General features: G+C 61.6%; 11 protein-coding genes. 5 read left to right on the top strand and 6 right to left on the bottom strand.

Features of this window, described 5'->3' with window-relative positions; all coding sequences use genetic code 11:
* From NMG70_RS26330 to NMG70_RS26310, 5 genes are all read right to left on the bottom strand, one after another.
* Entirely contained in the window at positions 1 to 2,733 is a 2,733-nt protein-coding gene (locus tag NMG70_RS26330; protein ID WP_254027216.1) for a hybrid sensor histidine kinase/response regulator, read from the bottom strand.
* Entirely contained in the window at positions 2,730 to 3,491 is a 762-nt protein-coding gene (locus NMG70_RS26325; RefSeq protein ID WP_254027355.1) for a Tll0287-like domain-containing protein, read from the bottom strand. The genes NMG70_RS26330 and NMG70_RS26325 overlap by 4 nt, the downstream gene beginning before the upstream one ends.
* 1,136 nt (positions 3,492 to 4,627) lie before the next feature.
* Positions 4,628 to 5,551: a DUF6492 family protein gene (locus NMG70_RS26320; protein ID WP_254027215.1), complete on the bottom strand. Its 924-nt coding sequence runs from the start codon at positions 5,549 to 5,551 to the stop codon at positions 4,628 to 4,630.
* Complete coding sequence (locus NMG70_RS26315) at positions 5,548 to 6,366, bottom strand: WecB/TagA/CpsF family glycosyltransferase (protein WP_254027214.1); 819 nt, start codon at positions 6,364 to 6,366, stop codon at positions 5,548 to 5,550. Before NMG70_RS26315 ends, NMG70_RS26320 begins: the two co-directional genes overlap by 4 nt.
* Positions 6,363 to 7,535 (bottom strand): glycosyltransferase, encoded by a 1,173-nt coding sequence (locus NMG70_RS26310; RefSeq protein ID WP_254027213.1) that lies wholly within the window; start codon positions 7,533 to 7,535, stop codon positions 6,363 to 6,365. Before NMG70_RS26310 ends, NMG70_RS26315 begins: the two co-directional genes overlap by 4 nt.
* 173 nt (positions 7,536 to 7,708) lie before the next feature.
* Between NMG70_RS26310 and NMG70_RS26305 the strand changes: the two genes are divergently transcribed.
* From NMG70_RS26305 to proC, 3 genes are all read left to right on the top strand, one after another.
* A complete protein-coding gene (locus tag NMG70_RS26305; protein WP_254027212.1) occupies positions 7,709 to 8,707 on the top strand; it encodes a glycosyltransferase family 2 protein in 999 nt (332 codons plus the stop codon).
* Positions 8,676 to 9,995, top strand: coding sequence for an O-antigen ligase family protein (locus NMG70_RS26300; RefSeq protein ID WP_254027211.1), 1,320 nt, complete (start codon positions 8,676 to 8,678; stop codon positions 9,993 to 9,995). Before NMG70_RS26305 ends, NMG70_RS26300 begins: the two co-directional genes overlap by 32 nt.
* A gap of 239 nt (positions 9,996 to 10,234) precedes the next feature.
* On the top strand, positions 10,235 to 11,050 hold the full coding sequence (gene proC / locus NMG70_RS26295) for a pyrroline-5-carboxylate reductase (protein WP_254027210.1): 816 nt from the start codon (positions 10,235 to 10,237) through the stop codon (positions 11,048 to 11,050).
* A 328-nt stretch (positions 11,051 to 11,378) separates the two neighbouring features.
* On the opposite strand, the gene NMG70_RS26290 is transcribed toward proC, so the two are convergent.
* Positions 11,379 to 12,713: an NAD(P)H-dependent oxidoreductase gene (locus tag NMG70_RS26290; protein WP_254027209.1), complete on the bottom strand. Its 1,335-nt coding sequence runs from the start codon at positions 12,711 to 12,713 to the stop codon at positions 11,379 to 11,381.
* A 201-nt stretch (positions 12,714 to 12,914) separates the two neighbouring features.
* On the opposite strand from NMG70_RS26290, the gene NMG70_RS26285 reads away from it, so the two are divergent.
* Positions 12,915 to 13,688: an SDR family NAD(P)-dependent oxidoreductase gene (locus tag NMG70_RS26285; protein ID WP_254027208.1), complete on the top strand. Its 774-nt coding sequence runs from the start codon at positions 12,915 to 12,917 to the stop codon at positions 13,686 to 13,688.
* A gap of 158 nt (positions 13,689 to 13,846) precedes the next feature.
* Positions 13,847 to 14,581, top strand: coding sequence for a hypothetical protein (locus tag NMG70_RS26280; protein WP_254027207.1), 735 nt, complete (start codon positions 13,847 to 13,849; stop codon positions 14,579 to 14,581).
* Positions 14,582 to 14,751 lie beyond the last annotated feature (170 nt).

Below are 14,751 nucleotides of genomic sequence, written 5' to 3'. Positions count from 1 at the left end.
CTACTCGGCCGCGGAAATCTGGCGTTCGAGCGCCTTGACCAATTGAGACCTGCTGTTCGCGCCCTTGGTCACAACGGCAACCGCCCTATCGCGGAGCCATTCGAGCTCGTTCATCGACAGATCTTTCGAGGTAACTACGACCACCGGAATGTTCTGCAGTTCGGGCGTCTGCTGCATTTCACTCAATGTCTGAAACCCGTCCATTTCGGGCATCAGCAGATCAAGCACCACCAGGCGCGGCAACAACCGTTTCATCAGGCCAAGGCCGCGCACGCCGTCGCTTGCCTCGTGAACCCGCCAATCCTTTTTGATCAGGATACGCCGAAGGAAATCGCGGGAGGCTTGGTCGTCATCAATTACAAGCACATCGCGGTTGCCACCGCCGCAAGCCTCAATTGTTTGAATCAGCTTCTCGGTGTCGATCGGCTTCGTCAGGTATTCAACCGCCCCGAGTGAGAGGCCGAGTTCGCGATCTGCAAGTATAGTCGCAAGGATCACAGGAATCTCGCAAAGCTCCCTATCGTTCTTCAGAGATCGCAGCACTGACCAGCCGTCCTGATGCGGCATGATGATGTCGAGAATGATCGCCGCGGGGCGATGCGCTCGAGCAGCGGCTATTCCTTCCTCGCCGCTTGCTGCTTCGAACGATGCCAGTCCCGCCTCCGCCAAAGCGCTGGCGATGACGGTTCGGGCGGCTGGTTCATCATCTATGATCAGAACCGCCTTGTCTCGTGGCGGCAACGGCACAGCTTCGGAGGGGTGTTGCTCGCTAGATTCTTTTTTGAACTCGGCTGGAATCTCCATTGTGAAGGTCGAGCCTTTTCCGAGTTCGCTCTCGACCTTTACAACGCCTCCGATCATTCGGCTAAAACTCCGGGTTATACTGAGGCCAAGCCCCGTTCCGCCATAGTTGCGAGTGGTGGATGCGTCCGCCTGCGTAAAAGCGTCGAAGAGCCGTTCCTGCTGCTCCGACGTCATCCCGATCCCGGTGTCGGACACTTTGAATATCAGCCAATCGCCGTTTGGTCGCCTGTCGCGACGCACCGCGAGTGTTACTCGACCCCCTTCGGTAAACTTGGCGGCGTTGCTGAGCAGGTTAAACAGGTTCTGACGCAACTTCGTCTGGTCCGAATGCATTTTCCCGAGGTCGTCCTCGAGGTCCAGTACGAAACCGTTTCGGTTTTTCGCCATCAGAGGCGCGACTGTGGCCCGGACGTCGCGCATCAAATCGGCGACGTCGAACGTTTCTAAGAAAATTTCCATCTTGTTCGCCTCGATCTTCGATAAGTCGAGGATGTCGTTGATGAGCGCCAGGAGATGGCGACCAGCCGCGGCGATCTTCTCCAGTTCCGGAACGAATTCCACCATGTGATGGTCGCTCGCATCTTCGATCAGCATCTCGCTGTAGCCAATAATCGCGTTCAGCGGCGTACGCAGTTCGTGGCTGACGGATGCGACGAAGCGGCTCTTGGCTTCATTCGTCGATTCAGCACGGCTCTTGGCGCGCTCGAGTTCGTCTTGTCTCTGTTTCAATTCCGTGATGTCGGTGTAAACGGCGACCGCGCCGCCGTCAGGCGTTTTTCGCCTGCTTACGCGAACCCATCTGTCGCCGAAGCGATCCTCACCGACGAAGCCCGCCGGGTCCTTGTGAATGTGTAACCGCTGGGCAATCCACTCCTCCGGCGACGCGCCCGCAAGGTCGACTTGCCCGCCCGCCAGGCGTTGCTCCAAGATTTCTTGGAAGCTTTGCCCAGGAAGAGAAGCTCGCGCATGGTCAGGGAAGAATTCGCAAAATTTGCTGTTGGCCAGGATGACCCTGTCCTGCGGATCGAATAGGACAAATCCGTCAGAAATTGCCTCAAGCGCCGCTGCGATCGTCCGTCTTTGCTGCTCCGCCTCGTCTTCCAGTCGTTTCTTTTCAATCGCGCCCGCGCGAAAAAGTCGAAGCGTCCGCGACATTGCGCCGAGTTCGTCGCCTCCCTCAATCGGTATTTCAATATCGTAGCGTCCTTGCGTCAGTTCGCCGATGACCCGGTTCAGCCGCCGTAACGGGCCAATGATCGAGCGAAGAACAAGGATTGTAAGAAGCGACCCAATCAACAGCACGATGACCACCAGAATGGCAGCGGTAGTCGCGGTTTTCTGGGCTAGCCTTACAGCCTCGTTGCGAGCAGCTTCTGCCTCGGCGCTCACTTGCTCGACAAGTTTGTTAAGGGCGGCATCGACATTCGTGCTGTGGGTTCGCGCCTCGGCCAGGAGAGCGTTTCCAATGATGCGGTTATCCCGAGTATAGCTGTCCGCCGCGTCTAGTGCCCTTTTGACGTAGTCATCGATCTCGACACGGATTTCCCTCACTGCATCGGGGGATGATTTCGAAAGGCCGTCCAATTGGTCCAGCAGTCGCTCACGCGCCTGCTCGGCACTCCGCTGGGAGTTCATTAGCAAGCTGACCGACAAATCGGTGAGCCAGTATCGCAATTCGCCAAAGGTCACGTGCGCCGCAGCCGCAGTCGCCGCGAGATCGAACAATGCCTTAGTGTCTGCGGTGCGGTCGGCACTGCGATAAAGCGCTTGCGTGAGAAGGATGGAAGATACGATGAGACTGACGAGGCCGGCCGCTGTCAGTGCAGCTACGCGGGCCGCGATCGGCAGACTGGCAAGGCGACGTCCCAGGGATTTCGACGGCGCCGGTATGGCTTCCACCTCGTGGGGTGTCTGTTCCAGGACGCTCATTTGAACAAGACGATGCTGATTGCGCCCCCCAGATCGCCGGCTTTTCCGCCCTCCTTGGGATATCCAGTTATGTCGATCTCGCCCTTCGGCTCGCCGTGGCAGGAAAGGCACGACTCCGTATAGTATTCGGGCAGGAGCATTCGAAATGCCGGGCGTCCCTCCACCTCCGTCACATCCGTGTAGGCTTCGCCTTTTGCTCTCTTCGGATCTGAAAAGACGCTTACGATGATGCTGGCTTCCCAAGCGTCCGGAAGAGATTTGCGGTTGCGCACGAGTTGCTCGGGCGCAGTCACGCGCACCAGAGCTTCGTTGCCAACCTTGGCGGCGAATTTCTCATTCAACAGACGCGCGAAAACGGCCGGCACGAAGCCCTTGAACCCGATCCCAGCGCGGTTGATGTCATCTTGCTGCTCGTCCACCACCTCCCGCATAGCCCCAATCTGGGCCTGAAGCAGACGCCGGTCGCGATTGGTCAATTCGCCGGAAAACGGGTCCTGGCCGGTGTTTTTTGAGTAAACGGCGATGGCCTCGCTCGCAAACCGCTCGCTGTCGAGGTGCTTGTCGCCAAGTGCGGGATCGTTGATTAGTGTCTGATAGTTGGAGACAACGCTTCGCCCAGCGCGAAGCAATTCCGCAATGCGGATTCCCATCGCGACATCTTCAGTATCTCCCGCTCCCATGGCAGCCGGCGCGAGGAACGCGCAACCGACAAGAGCAACGCCAATGCTTCTCCGCGTCAAGGTTGACAGGTCGAACATCTCCGTTCCCGTCGAAGGAAGCCAAACAAAAAGTATAGCACGACGCAGGCCGATAGCGTAGCGACAAACGCCCATGCGCAAGCGGTGAGAGAAGGAACGAAGCATCCGCCGCCCGCTCCGAAGCGGCCCTGGCCCGCAAACCCGTTTTTGCCGATCGTCTCTTGACCACCCTGGGTGGAGCACCGAGAGGTTAGCGGTGGATTTGTCAAGCTTGCCGTTAAAATATAGCTTGCTAAAGCTAGAAAATTAGCTTTGAAATATATATTCGTTGTGTTCGAGCGCGACCTCACGCACCGTAAACTTAGCATAGCAATTGTTTGTAGAAGAAGATGATGGTTCTGGCCTTATGTTGTCGGCCGGCACAACTTATGCATGTCAACTTGATCGCTTGATGAACCATCATCGCTGAAAGGAAACAGAACTATGTAACGAAAAACAATCAGCATTTAACCCTCGCCGGCGCGGTTGCAGCCGCCGTGATGCGCCCAGCCGGACGAGACCGATAAGTTCGGAATTGAGACGAGTCAGATGCGACGTAACCGGTCCTCCTCGCGGTGAATACCGCCAGTGCCGTTCCGTGCCGTGTGTTCGAGCAGATGATTAAGGAATGACTTCGATGTGGACAAGTTTTCATAATGGCACCATTGGCTACATTCGCGGATGGTTCCGCCTTCGCGCCGAGCGAAAAGCTATGTGGATGATAACGGACGGGTTGAGCCGGTCACCGGATGACATTCTTAACGACATTGGTATCTCACGCGACGAAATCACGTGCGCTTTGTCAAAGCGTCCCAATCCGAGTTCCGGGTCGGGGCGGAATGCGGCCGGCCCATGATTTGTCCAGCCCACAGTATCTGCCATGTCGCATGCCAAGGTCTCATTGTCCCCGCGGCGGCGAGTCGAACTGATCCCGAGTGATCACGGCGCTGGCCGATCGTTACCTGCTCGGAGATCGTGATTCAGTGGCTCGTCGCTTCACGACTGCGCAACAATGACAGCATTCACCCCCTGTGCGGACGTTGAAGCGCGATGTCAGGAAGGTCGTTAACGGGTCAGATCGCGTCATGCGACGCCCCAACTAAACATCCGCAAGGGATTGAACCCGGTCGTTCAGAGTGATTGGCTTTAACCCAGCACTAATCCAGCCCGATCAGGCGGCGGATGCGGCCGACATCGGTGCCGATGAAGGACTGCATGCCGATGGCCACCTGTTGCGGCGCCATGGCGGCGACGAAACGGCGGAACTCGTCATCCGACAGCGCCTCGCCGGTCCAGTGGACGCGGCAGAACTCCTCCGCGCCATGGAAATGGCCGGCGCCGCCGAGCACCTCGTCGACATAGCGGCCGTAGATCATGCATTCGGAGAATTTGCGCGCCGCGCCGACCACCTCGACCCAGTTGCGGCCATGGTTCTTCTCGATCCGCGCGCACAGCGCCGTCACGGTCTGGCGGCGCCAGGCAATCAGCGTCGAAATGTAATCGTGGGTCGAAACCTCCGATGGTTCGATGCCGAGCGCCGAGCCGGCATTGCGCGACCAGATCCGGTGTTCCTCATGGCCTTCATCCGAAAGCACGCCGTCGCGGCGGAACAGCCGCACCTTGCCGTCGCGCCAGAAGGCGCTGCAGTCGAAAGGTTTTAGGAACGCCACGTCGGAATCGCAGAAGATCAGCACGTCTTCGCCGGCGTGCGCCGATATCGCGATGCGGCGAAGCTGCTGCACGTGCCAGCCGCGCAGCGGCATGGTCTTCAGGCTGAGCCAGATGCGCCGGCGGAACAGGCTGAGCGGATCGTCGAAGGCATGCAGCCAGCGCGGCAACAGGTCCCGCTCGTCGACGATGGTGCGGCGATTGTTCTCCAGCTGACGAAACAGCGGCACGTCGCTATGCTCGACAAGAATATAGTGGTGCGCCACGCCGGAAACGTAGCGGTCGAGGGTGTCGCACAGCAGGCGGCAGCGCTCCAGATCCGGCGCATAGCTTGCCGTCACGACCGCCGCCGTCGGCGTCCGGCGAAGGAAATCGGCCTCGCTATCAGGGCTCGGCACGAACCGGTTGTTCAACAGCTCGCTCCGGGATCTGCTCCAAGGCGAGTTTTGGCAGGAGCGGGCCTGCGCAAGAACTTCTGGCCGATGACGCGCCACAGGAACAGGGGATTGCCGACCACATAGCGCCGCCAGAGGCGGCCCGGTTCGATCCACAACCGAAACAGCCATTCGAGCCTGAGCCGGCGCATCCACAGCGGCGCCCGCGGCACCGTGCCGCTCAGGAAGTCGAGCAGCGCGCCGACGGCGATCGGCAGCGTGCAGTGGCGCGCGTCGATGTGGCGCGCGATCCATAATTCCTGGCGCGGCACGCCCATGGCGACAAGCAGCACGTCCGGCCGCAACCTGGCGATGCGATCGACGATTGCCGGCTCCTCGGCGGGAGAGAAATAGCCGTCATGGATGACGACGAACCGGTGCTGCAACGCGAGCGCTGCCAGCTTCTTCGACGCCGCCTCGGCGTTTACCCGGGTTGCGCCGAGCAGCCCCACGGTCAGCGGCCTGGCGGACGCCTGCAGGAAGGCAGGGATGAAATCGGTGCCGTTGAGATTATCCGGAAACGGCGCCCCATAAAGCAGTTTCGCCGCCAGATCGACGCCGACGCCGTCCGGCAGGATGAGAAAATCGTCGAGCGCCTCCGCAACGACAGGGTCGGTATAGGCGACATTGGCGTTGTGAGCGTTGAGAAAGGTGACCTGGGTGAAGCGCCGCTCTGCAATCAACCGGGTCAGCAGCGCGACCGCATCGTCCCAGCGGATGGCAAGGACCGAGATGCCCAGGATCGATCTCAAGCTGTCGGCCCCGAAAGCGGCGCCGGTGTTGTGCATATTCATGCGAACACCTCCTGGCCGACGGGCCCGAGCTTGTGCAGGCCGAGCCTGATCGCGGCATCGAGCGCCTTCAGCTGCCGGCGGTGGAAAGCGCTGCCGTCGACATCCCTGACATCGGCTGCTGCTGTTTCCAGGGCGCCGGCGAAGGCGATCGGGTCATCGGTCACCACGCAATTGACCGGGCGATGGTCGATGCCGCGCAGCGAATGGCTGGTGGCGACAGAGGGCAGGCCAAGCTCGAAGGTTTCGATGGTCTTGAGCTGCACGCCGCTGCCGGAGGTGCTGATCAGCGGGATGACGGCGGCGCTGCGCACGAAAGCCTGCGCGTCCGGCACGCGGCCGACGAACTCGACGCCGGGATGCGCCGACTTGACGCCCGACGGCATGCCGCCGGCAATCCTGACCCGGAAATCGGGCCTGAGATGCGGCACCACCTTTTCCAGGAACCAGTCGAGGCCGATGCGGTTCGGCTGCCAGGTCCAGGTGCCGATCAGCGCCGCGTCGCAGTCGATGCGGCGCGGGGTTTTTTGCACGGGCGGCTCGGCGCAAGTCACCAGCGGCAGCACCGCCGAACGGTCGTCGGAAGCGACGCCGAGTGCTGAGCGATCTTCTTCGGCCAGCGTGAAGGCGAAGCGTGCCCGGCGGCATAGCCGTTCTTCCACAAGCTTGAGCAGCCTTGCCTCACGGCGAAACAGCAGGCGCTGGAAAAGACCGTCGGCGGCAACGGCGTTCTCCTGCGCCGAACGATGCTCGACATTGTGGGCGACGAAGATCGACGCTCGGTCGCTGAAAAGCCTTTCGAAGGCGCCGGCGAACTGCACGGAATTCAAGACGTAGCCGTCGAAAGGGCCGGTGCGTTCGACGGCGGCGCGGACCTCGCTGTCGTTGGCCACGCGCAGCTTGACTGACGCGAAAGTGAGGCCGGAGAGCATCGCCCTTGCAACCCAGGCGAGCTTTTGCAGCGATGAGGCGGTTTCGGTGCGCACATCGACGGCGCCGAGCACGATGGTGTTTTGCTGATCGCTCGCAGGCCTGCCCGGCCAAGTGAAGCCGATGACCGTGACGCGCGCGCCGGCGCGCCGCAACGCGGCGATGATCGCGGCATTGGCGATCTCGTAGCCCGAGGCAAGGGCTCCGTCGGGCACGATCGATGTGGCGAACAGCAGATGCATCTCACCTATCCTGAGCGGATACAGCTAACAACGCGCGGTGAAGCCTTGATTAAGTGAAGCTATTTGGTGGCCCGGCGTTGCCGATTTGCGGGCTTGTCCGCGAAGGTGATTAACGAAACGTTATCGTCGCGATGCTATCGAGAGCCAAACTCACCATCCCGGGCTGGACACGGATGATCCCTTTGCCATTGGACGGTTCGGTATCGATCGCAGGGCGGTCGCCGGGACTTGTCGCCGCTGCCGTCGAGGCGGTCGTTACGCTGCCGACCTTCAAACGGCCCGAGCACCTGCTGGCGACGCTTGCATCGCTCAAGGCCCAGGAAACCGGCAGGCGCTTCGCAATCATCGTCATCGAGAACGAAGCCGACGCGCGCGCCGGCGCCAAGGCGGCGCTGCCGCTGTTCGAGCGCGGCGACATTCCGGGCATGGTGATCGTCGCGCATGAGCGCGGCAATTGCAGCGCCTACAATGCCGGCTGGCAGACGGCGATCCTGCACTTTCCCGGCCTCAGCCACCTGCTGGTCATCGACGACGACGAGATCGCCGATCCGCAGTGGCTCGAGCGCATGTGCAAGGCGGCCGAGACGCTCGGCGCCGACATTGTCGGGGGCCCGCAAATGCCGGTGTTTGCCGACGCAGCCCATGCCAGATGGGCCGAGCACCCGGTCTTTGCGCCACCCTACCGGCAGACCGGGCGGGTGCCCGCGCTGTTTTCCTCCGGCAACCTGCTGGTTGGGCGCAACGTGCTCACCGCCATGGGGCCGCCGTTTCTCGACCTGAAATTCAACTTCATGGGCGGCGGCGATTCCGATTTCCTAAGCCGGGCGGCACAAAGAGGTTTTGTGCTTGGCTGGTGCGCCGAGGCGCAAGTGCATGAAACAGTTCCGGCCCGACGCGTCGAGGCCGACTGGATCCGTGCCCGCAGCCTGCGCAACGGCGTCATCTCGACATTGGTCGAGAAGAAGAAACGGGCCGGCATGCCGTTCGCCGGCATCAGGGTTTTTTTGAAGAGCCTGGCGCTGCTTGCCGTCTCACCGTTTCGCGGCGCGGCCAGGCTGGCGCGGACGGGGTCATTGGCGACAGCCTTGTACCCAATCCATGTCGCTGTCGGCCGCGTGCTTGCCGAATTCGGATACGCCAATGAGCAATACCGACAGCCTGAGAAGAACTGAACGCGCGCCGCTCAGCGCGGCCTTCACACGCGACGGCGTCGCGACCGCGATCGCCGCGCTGCTGTTCACCGTCATCCTGGTGTCGTTCCGTCCGTTCCAGCCGGCCGGCGCCGAGATGACCGGCGACGGCGGCGACATCGTCAACCAGCTCGGCTTCGGCTCGCTTGGCGCGATCTCGGTCTTCTCGCTCATAGCTTTCGCCGACCCGCGCGTGGTGCGTTCGATGCTCAGCCCTTGCTGGCTTCTGATGCTGGCTTTCCTGATGCTTTCGGTGGTGATGGCAACCGATCCGCCGTCGGCAATGCGCGCCGCTTTCTTCACGCTGATCGGCATTTTGACGATGGCGACGATCCTGGCGCTTCCGCGCGACGCCGAAGCCTTCTCGAAAGTCATTATCTTCACCATCGTCGTCGTCATGGGCCTGTCCTATATCGGGCTCATCGTCTTTCCAAACGAGGCGCTGCACACCACCGCATCGCTGGAGCCGGAACATGCCGGCCTGTGGCGCGGCGTGTTCACCCACAAGAACATCGCCGGGCCTGTCATGGCCTGCTTCAGCTTCGCCGGGCTGTACCTCTACCGGCGCGGACAGCGGCTCTGGGGCGCATCGATCTTTTGCGCGGCGATGATCTTCATGCTGCACACCGGTTCCAAGACGACGGCCGGACTGGTGCCGTTTTCGATCCTGATCGTCGTGCTGCCGAGCCTGATCGGCATGCGGCTCGGGACGCCGATCCTGTTCGCGCTGGCCATCATCGCCGCGGCGATCGGCACGCTGGGCATCGTCTTCCTGCCGCCGGTGAAGCATCTAACGGCACTCTATTTCCCCGACCTGACCTACACCGGGCGCACGACGCTGTGGGAGTTCGCCGGCGAGATGCTGACCAAGCGGCCGTGGACCGGCTATGGCTTCGAGAGCTTCTGGGGCACGCCGCTGCTGTTGAACCAGGACCAGCCTTTCGACCGGGCCTGGGACATCCGAACCATCGTGCACGGCCATAACGGCTACCTCGACATCGCGGTGCTGATGGGCATCCCGGCGCTGTGCGTGGCGATCTACACGTTCCTGATCGCGCCGCTGCGCGATTACATGCGCATCCCTTTGCGCAAGGAGAACATCTTTCTCGGCGACTTCTTCATGATGGTGGTGCTGTTCGCGGCGCTGAACGCCTTCCTCGAAAGCTTCTTCTTCCATCGCGCCGATCCGGTTTGGCTGTTCTTCGCGTTCGCCATGTTCGGCCTCAGGCAGGTGTCGCTGCGGCCGATGGCGGTTCGTGGTCCGTCCTGATCCTCCGTCCCAACAGGGCTTTCCCGCATGGTCGCAAGCGTCTATGGGAAGTCATCTTGTTGTTTGAGCATCGGATTTACCCAAGACCGGTACCCATTTTTGGGTCCGATGCTTATTGTTGAGCATCGGATTGTCCCAAGACCGGAACCACTTTTGGGTCCGATGCTAATTGTTTGAGCATCGGATTGTCCCAAAACCGGTACCCACTTTTGGGTCCGATGCTCTAGCGGAGGTTTTCTATGACGATCAGGCTTGTTCTCGCCGGTTGCGGCAATATGGGCTACGCCATGCTCTCGGGCTGGCTGAAATCGGGCAAGCTCCCCCCGGCGGCGGTTTTCGTTGTCGAGCCCAATGCCGATCTGCGCAAGCGCGCCGAAGCGCTGGGCTGCAGTGCTGCCGCGGACGCCGGCGGCATTCCAGCGGACGCGGTGCCGGCCCTCGTCGTCATTGCGGTGAAGCCGCAAGTGATCCGCGACGTCACTGCCGCCTACAAGCGCTTCAATGACGGCCGCACCACCTTCCTCAGCATCGCCGCCGGAACGCCGGTCGCCACTTTCGAGGCCATTCTGGGCGATCGCGCGCCGATCGTGCGTTGCATGCCCAACACGCCGGCGGCGATCGGCAAGGGCATGATGGTGGTGTTTTCCAACCGGCTGGTCTCGATCGATACGAAGCGTTTCGTTGCCGATCTGCTTTCGGCGAGCGGCGAAGTGACAGATATCGACGACGAGGGCCTGATGGACGCGGTGACTGCGGTGTCAGGGTCTGGCCCGGCCTATGTCTTCCATTTCATCGAAGCACTGACCGTGGCTGCCGAGAAGGCCGGATTGCCAGCCAAAACCGCCAGGCTGCTGGCCGTGCAGACGGTCTATGGCGCCGCCTCGCTCGCCGCCGAAAGCGGCGAAGATGCGGGCGTGCTGCGCCAGCAGGTGACCAGCCCCAACGGCACAACGGCCGCCGCACTTGCCGTGCTGATGGGCGAGGACCGGCTGACAAAACTGCTCACCGAAGCGGTGGAAGCTGCACGGCTGCGATCGATCGAGTTGGGAAAGTAGTAGCGGACTGCGGGCCAGGTGTGGATATTCAGCCGGCGGTCGATCGACCCGGGTGAGGTGCTGCCTGCTGTTCAGCGCAGCAGCGCTTAAAGGTCACAGAATCTTGGTATTCAAACGCTGCAACGCTCAGAGGTAACGGCATGGATCCTAGGGTCCATGCCGTTACAGTGGCCAGAAGTGCGGCGATCCAGCGGTCTCAACAGATCGGGCCGCATCGCCGCTTCGATATAGTCGCTCCACTCGCCGGATGTCCCCACAACCCGTCGATCTCATCCTTGTTGCAGGCCGGCCGTCCCTGCCCGGTCCGCTTTCCCGCTTCAATTCGGATTCACGCCTCTCGATCATTATCCTGATCTCCATACAGCATCTCGTCCTGCAGCCGGCGCAAGGCGAACAGCCTGGTGGTCGGGTCGGGCGCGGCATTGGCTGATGTCAGCAGTTCGCCCTTGTGGACCGGCCTCCGCACCTTGCCGCCTTCGAGCAGGCCGACGGGCACGGCGCGGTTGGCGCGGGCCTCTTCGACAGTCATGGTCCAGGAGCGGTAGCAGGTCTCGCCGATGGCGTCGAAAATCTCTCCTGCCGCCAGATCGCGCTTGGCCACGGCGCAGACTTCGGCAACCGGCCTCGGCAGCGGCACCATGTCCGGCTTGCCATAGAGCGCGATGCGCGCGGCGGTGAGCGGCACTTCCAGCGAGGTCAGATGATAGGGCCGGAAGAAGCTGTAATAGGGTCCATGGCCGATATGCAGGTCGTCCATGCGCTCGATGATGCGCGGATGCGTGGCCTCGACGATCACGAACACGCCGGGCGCCACGCCTTTGCCGATGGTGTAGTCGACGACGCCCTTCCTCGACAGGATGCCGCCGTCGGCGCGCGGGATGAGCACCTTGGCCAATTCATCCCGGTCGGCCTTGGGACCGTGCATGCCGGCAATGTCGGGCACCAGCCCGGTGGCGTTGGCGATGGCGCACATCTCGACCATGGTCTTCGAGCCGTCGACGAACTCGACCAGCATGCGCGGGTTCATGTTGCGGCGCAGCGCTTCCGCGCGATAGTCGTCGGGAACCGCGTCATGGTCGAGCGGGTTGTTCTTGCCCTTGCCGGCCGAGACGATGGTGTAGCCGAGCGCGGAGGCGAACTCGATCAGCTCCATGCAGCTCGACGGCTCGTCGCCGGCGCCGACCGAATAGACGACGCCGAGCCGATCGGCCTGCTGCTTCAGATAGCAGCCGATGGTGACGTCGGCCTCGACATTCATCATCACCAGATGCTTGCCGTGCTCCATCGCCATCAGGTCGAAATCGGCGGCGACGCCGGGCTTGCCGGTGGCGTCGATGACGACGTCGATCAGCGGATTGGTGACCAGCATCTCGTTCGAGGTGATGGCTATTTTTCCGCTCTCTATCGCCTCGCTGAGCTTCGACGGCGTATCGGCCTCGCGTGCCATCGCCTCATCGCCATAGGCGATGCGGACGGCATCACGCGCCGTGTGCGGGCGGCGGGTCGAGACGGCGCACACCGAAATGCCCGGCATCAGCATGCCTTGCGTCACCAGGTCGGTACCCATCTCGCCGGAGCCGATGATGCCGATGCGCACCGGTCGGCCTTCCGCGGCGCGCTTGGCGAGATCGCGGGCCAGCCCGGTCAAGGCGACATTGGTCATGCGCAAGTCCACTGCTTTTGATTTGAAGGGGGAATAGCAGGGAATGGTAGTCTTTTGCCAACAAAACCGGCCGCCGTCGGCAATTTCTTGTGGCTGGCTTTCACACCGCGAGCGGATAGTGTTCAGCCCAGATAGTGTCCAGCGACGCGGAGACCGTGCCTGTCCGGCCGACGCGCGGACAGGCTTTCAGGGGAGGTTGAGATGACAAATGAATTCACGCCGAAATTCGATCTGGCTGACAAGGTCGTGCTGGTCACCGGCGCCTCCCGCGGCATCGGACGTGCTTGCGCGCTCGCCTGCGCCGGCTCCGGGGCCAACGTCATCGTCGGCGTGCGCAACACAGCCGACGGCGCGGATCTGACCGCCGAGATCGAGCGCACAGGCCGGCGCGCGCTGGCGCTGCAGATGGACCTCACCGATCTGGCGACGGTGCGAAAAGCTGTCGCCGACGCCAACGCCGCCTTCGGCCGCATCGACGTGCTGGTCAACAATGTCGGGCTCGGGCCCGAAAACCTCGCGGAGAATGTGACCGAAGCGGATTTCGACCTCACCGTGAACGTCAACCTCAAGGGGACGTTCTTCACCACCCAGGCGGTCGGACGGCTGATGATAGCGGCAAAATCCGGGCGCATCATCAACATCAGCTCGCAAGCCGGCACGGTGACGCTGAAGGGCGAAGCCATCTACTGCATGACCAAGGCGGCGATAAACCACCTCACCCGCTGCCTCGCGGCCGAATGGGCGCAGCACAAGATCACCGTCAACAGCGTCGCGCCGACCTTCATCTGGACCGACGGAACACGGCCCTCGCTCGCCGATCCGGACTTTCATGCCCATGTGCTCGGGCACATCCCGCTCGGCCGCATCGGCGACCCGATCGACGTCGCGGGCACCGTGGTGTTCCTCGCCTCCCCGGCCGCGTCGTTGATCACCGGCGCCAACATACTGGTCGATGGCGGCTGGTCGGTGGCGTGAGCGAATGGGTCGGCTCCGCGCTAGCCCCGACTAGCTCGCCACAGGCATGCCGTCAGAGCGCCGGCAAGCGGCCGGGCATTACGGAACGGCAACTTGACAACGGCCCAGTCTTTCAAATTGAGTGAAATCACGATTAATAGAGAGTCGGCACAAGACAGATGGGCGAGACAGATATGGCGTGGAGCGAAAGAAAGACCGGTTACGGCAAAGGCCACTATTTCAATCAAATGGGCCTTGCCCTGCTGGTGCTCGTCTTTCTCATCGCCCTTCCGCTCGCTTTCTTTCCCGAAGACATACGGAAGTTTTACCTCAGCGAAGGCGGTCCAATTGAAGTCTTCTCGGCCGCAGGCTACCTGATCGTCGTGGCAACGCTTGTCCGGGAAATCTCATATCGGGACCTGCTCAAGCGGTGGTATCTCGTCGCCATCCTGATCGCGATGTGCCTGCGCGAGCTGGACTTTCATGCGCATTTCACCACCCACAACATCACCAAGACCACCCTCTATATCTCGCCTGACGTTCCGCTGTTGGAAAAGCTAATCGGCGCTATGGTCGTTATTGCCCTCGGCGTTGCCTTCTATTTGCTCCTGAAGAACGGCTTCCGTAGCTTTGTGCACGGGCTTCGCCACGGCGAAGCGACTGCCGTTGCCATTGCCGCCGCTATCGGTTGCGCCGTCCTTTCGAAGGTCATCGACGGGGCACCGTCGAATCTCACATTTCTCGGCATCCATCTCGCCCGGATCGATACCTCGACAGTGTTCGAGGAAATCCTCGAATTGGGGATTCCGATTTTTCTAGCTATCGCGGCATTCGCGGCCTTCCCGACGCAGGATGGTCTCACAAAAAGAGCCGTGGGACAGGTCGCGCCAAACAAGCCAAGATCCGTCACCTGATTCCTCTGCACAGAGGATTGGTTCTTAGTCCGAGCCTGAAGGGACTGAGGACGTTCGCTGCCGACCGGCCTCCGCCGCCAATCCTAAAGGTTTGCCCTATGGAGGTTTGCGACCTGCCACACTCTGGTCCGCCGCGGTACTGCCTCTATTTTCTTGAGAAGCAGGTGAGG

The organism is Mesorhizobium ventifaucium, assembly GCF_935822925.1.
GTDB lineage: Bacteria > Pseudomonadota > Alphaproteobacteria > Rhizobiales > Rhizobiaceae > Mesorhizobium > Mesorhizobium ventifaucium.
The sequence above is the reverse complement of the archived record's forward strand: the minus strand, read 5'-3'. Positions and strand labels throughout refer to the sequence as shown.

What these genes read in the sequence shown, in the direction of transcription:
- NMG70_RS26280 (WP_254027207.1), top strand. Translation starts at nt 13,847, where the DNA reads ATGGGCGAGACAGATATGGCGTGGAGCGAAAGAAAGACCGGTTACGGC.
- NMG70_RS26285 (WP_254027208.1), top strand. Translation starts at nt 12,915, where the DNA reads ATGACAAATGAATTCACGCCGAAATTCGATCTGGCTGACAAGGTCGTG.
- proC (WP_254027210.1), top strand. Translation starts at nt 10,235, where the DNA reads ATGACGATCAGGCTTGTTCTCGCCGGTTGCGGCAATATGGGCTACGCC.
- NMG70_RS26290 (WP_254027209.1), bottom strand. Translation starts at nt 12,713, where the DNA reads ATGACCAATGTCGCCTTGACCGGGCTGGCCCGCGATCTCGCCAAGCGC.
- NMG70_RS26310 (WP_254027213.1), bottom strand. Translation starts at nt 7,535, where the DNA reads ATGCATCTGCTGTTCGCCACATCGATCGTGCCCGACGGAGCCCTTGCC.
- NMG70_RS26330 (WP_254027216.1), bottom strand. Translation starts at nt 2,733, where the DNA reads ATGAGCGTCCTGGAACAGACACCCCACGAGGTGGAAGCCATACCGGCG.
- NMG70_RS26300 (WP_254027211.1), top strand. Translation starts at nt 8,676, where the DNA reads ATGAGCAATACCGACAGCCTGAGAAGAACTGAACGCGCGCCGCTCAGC.
- NMG70_RS26305 (WP_254027212.1), top strand. Translation starts at nt 7,709, where the DNA reads ATGATCCCTTTGCCATTGGACGGTTCGGTATCGATCGCAGGGCGGTCG.
- NMG70_RS26325 (WP_254027355.1), bottom strand. Translation starts at nt 3,491, where the DNA reads ATGTTCGACCTGTCAACCTTGACGCGGAGAAGCATTGGCGTTGCTCTT.
- NMG70_RS26315 (WP_254027214.1), bottom strand. Translation starts at nt 6,366, where the DNA reads ATGAATATGCACAACACCGGCGCCGCTTTCGGGGCCGACAGCTTGAGA.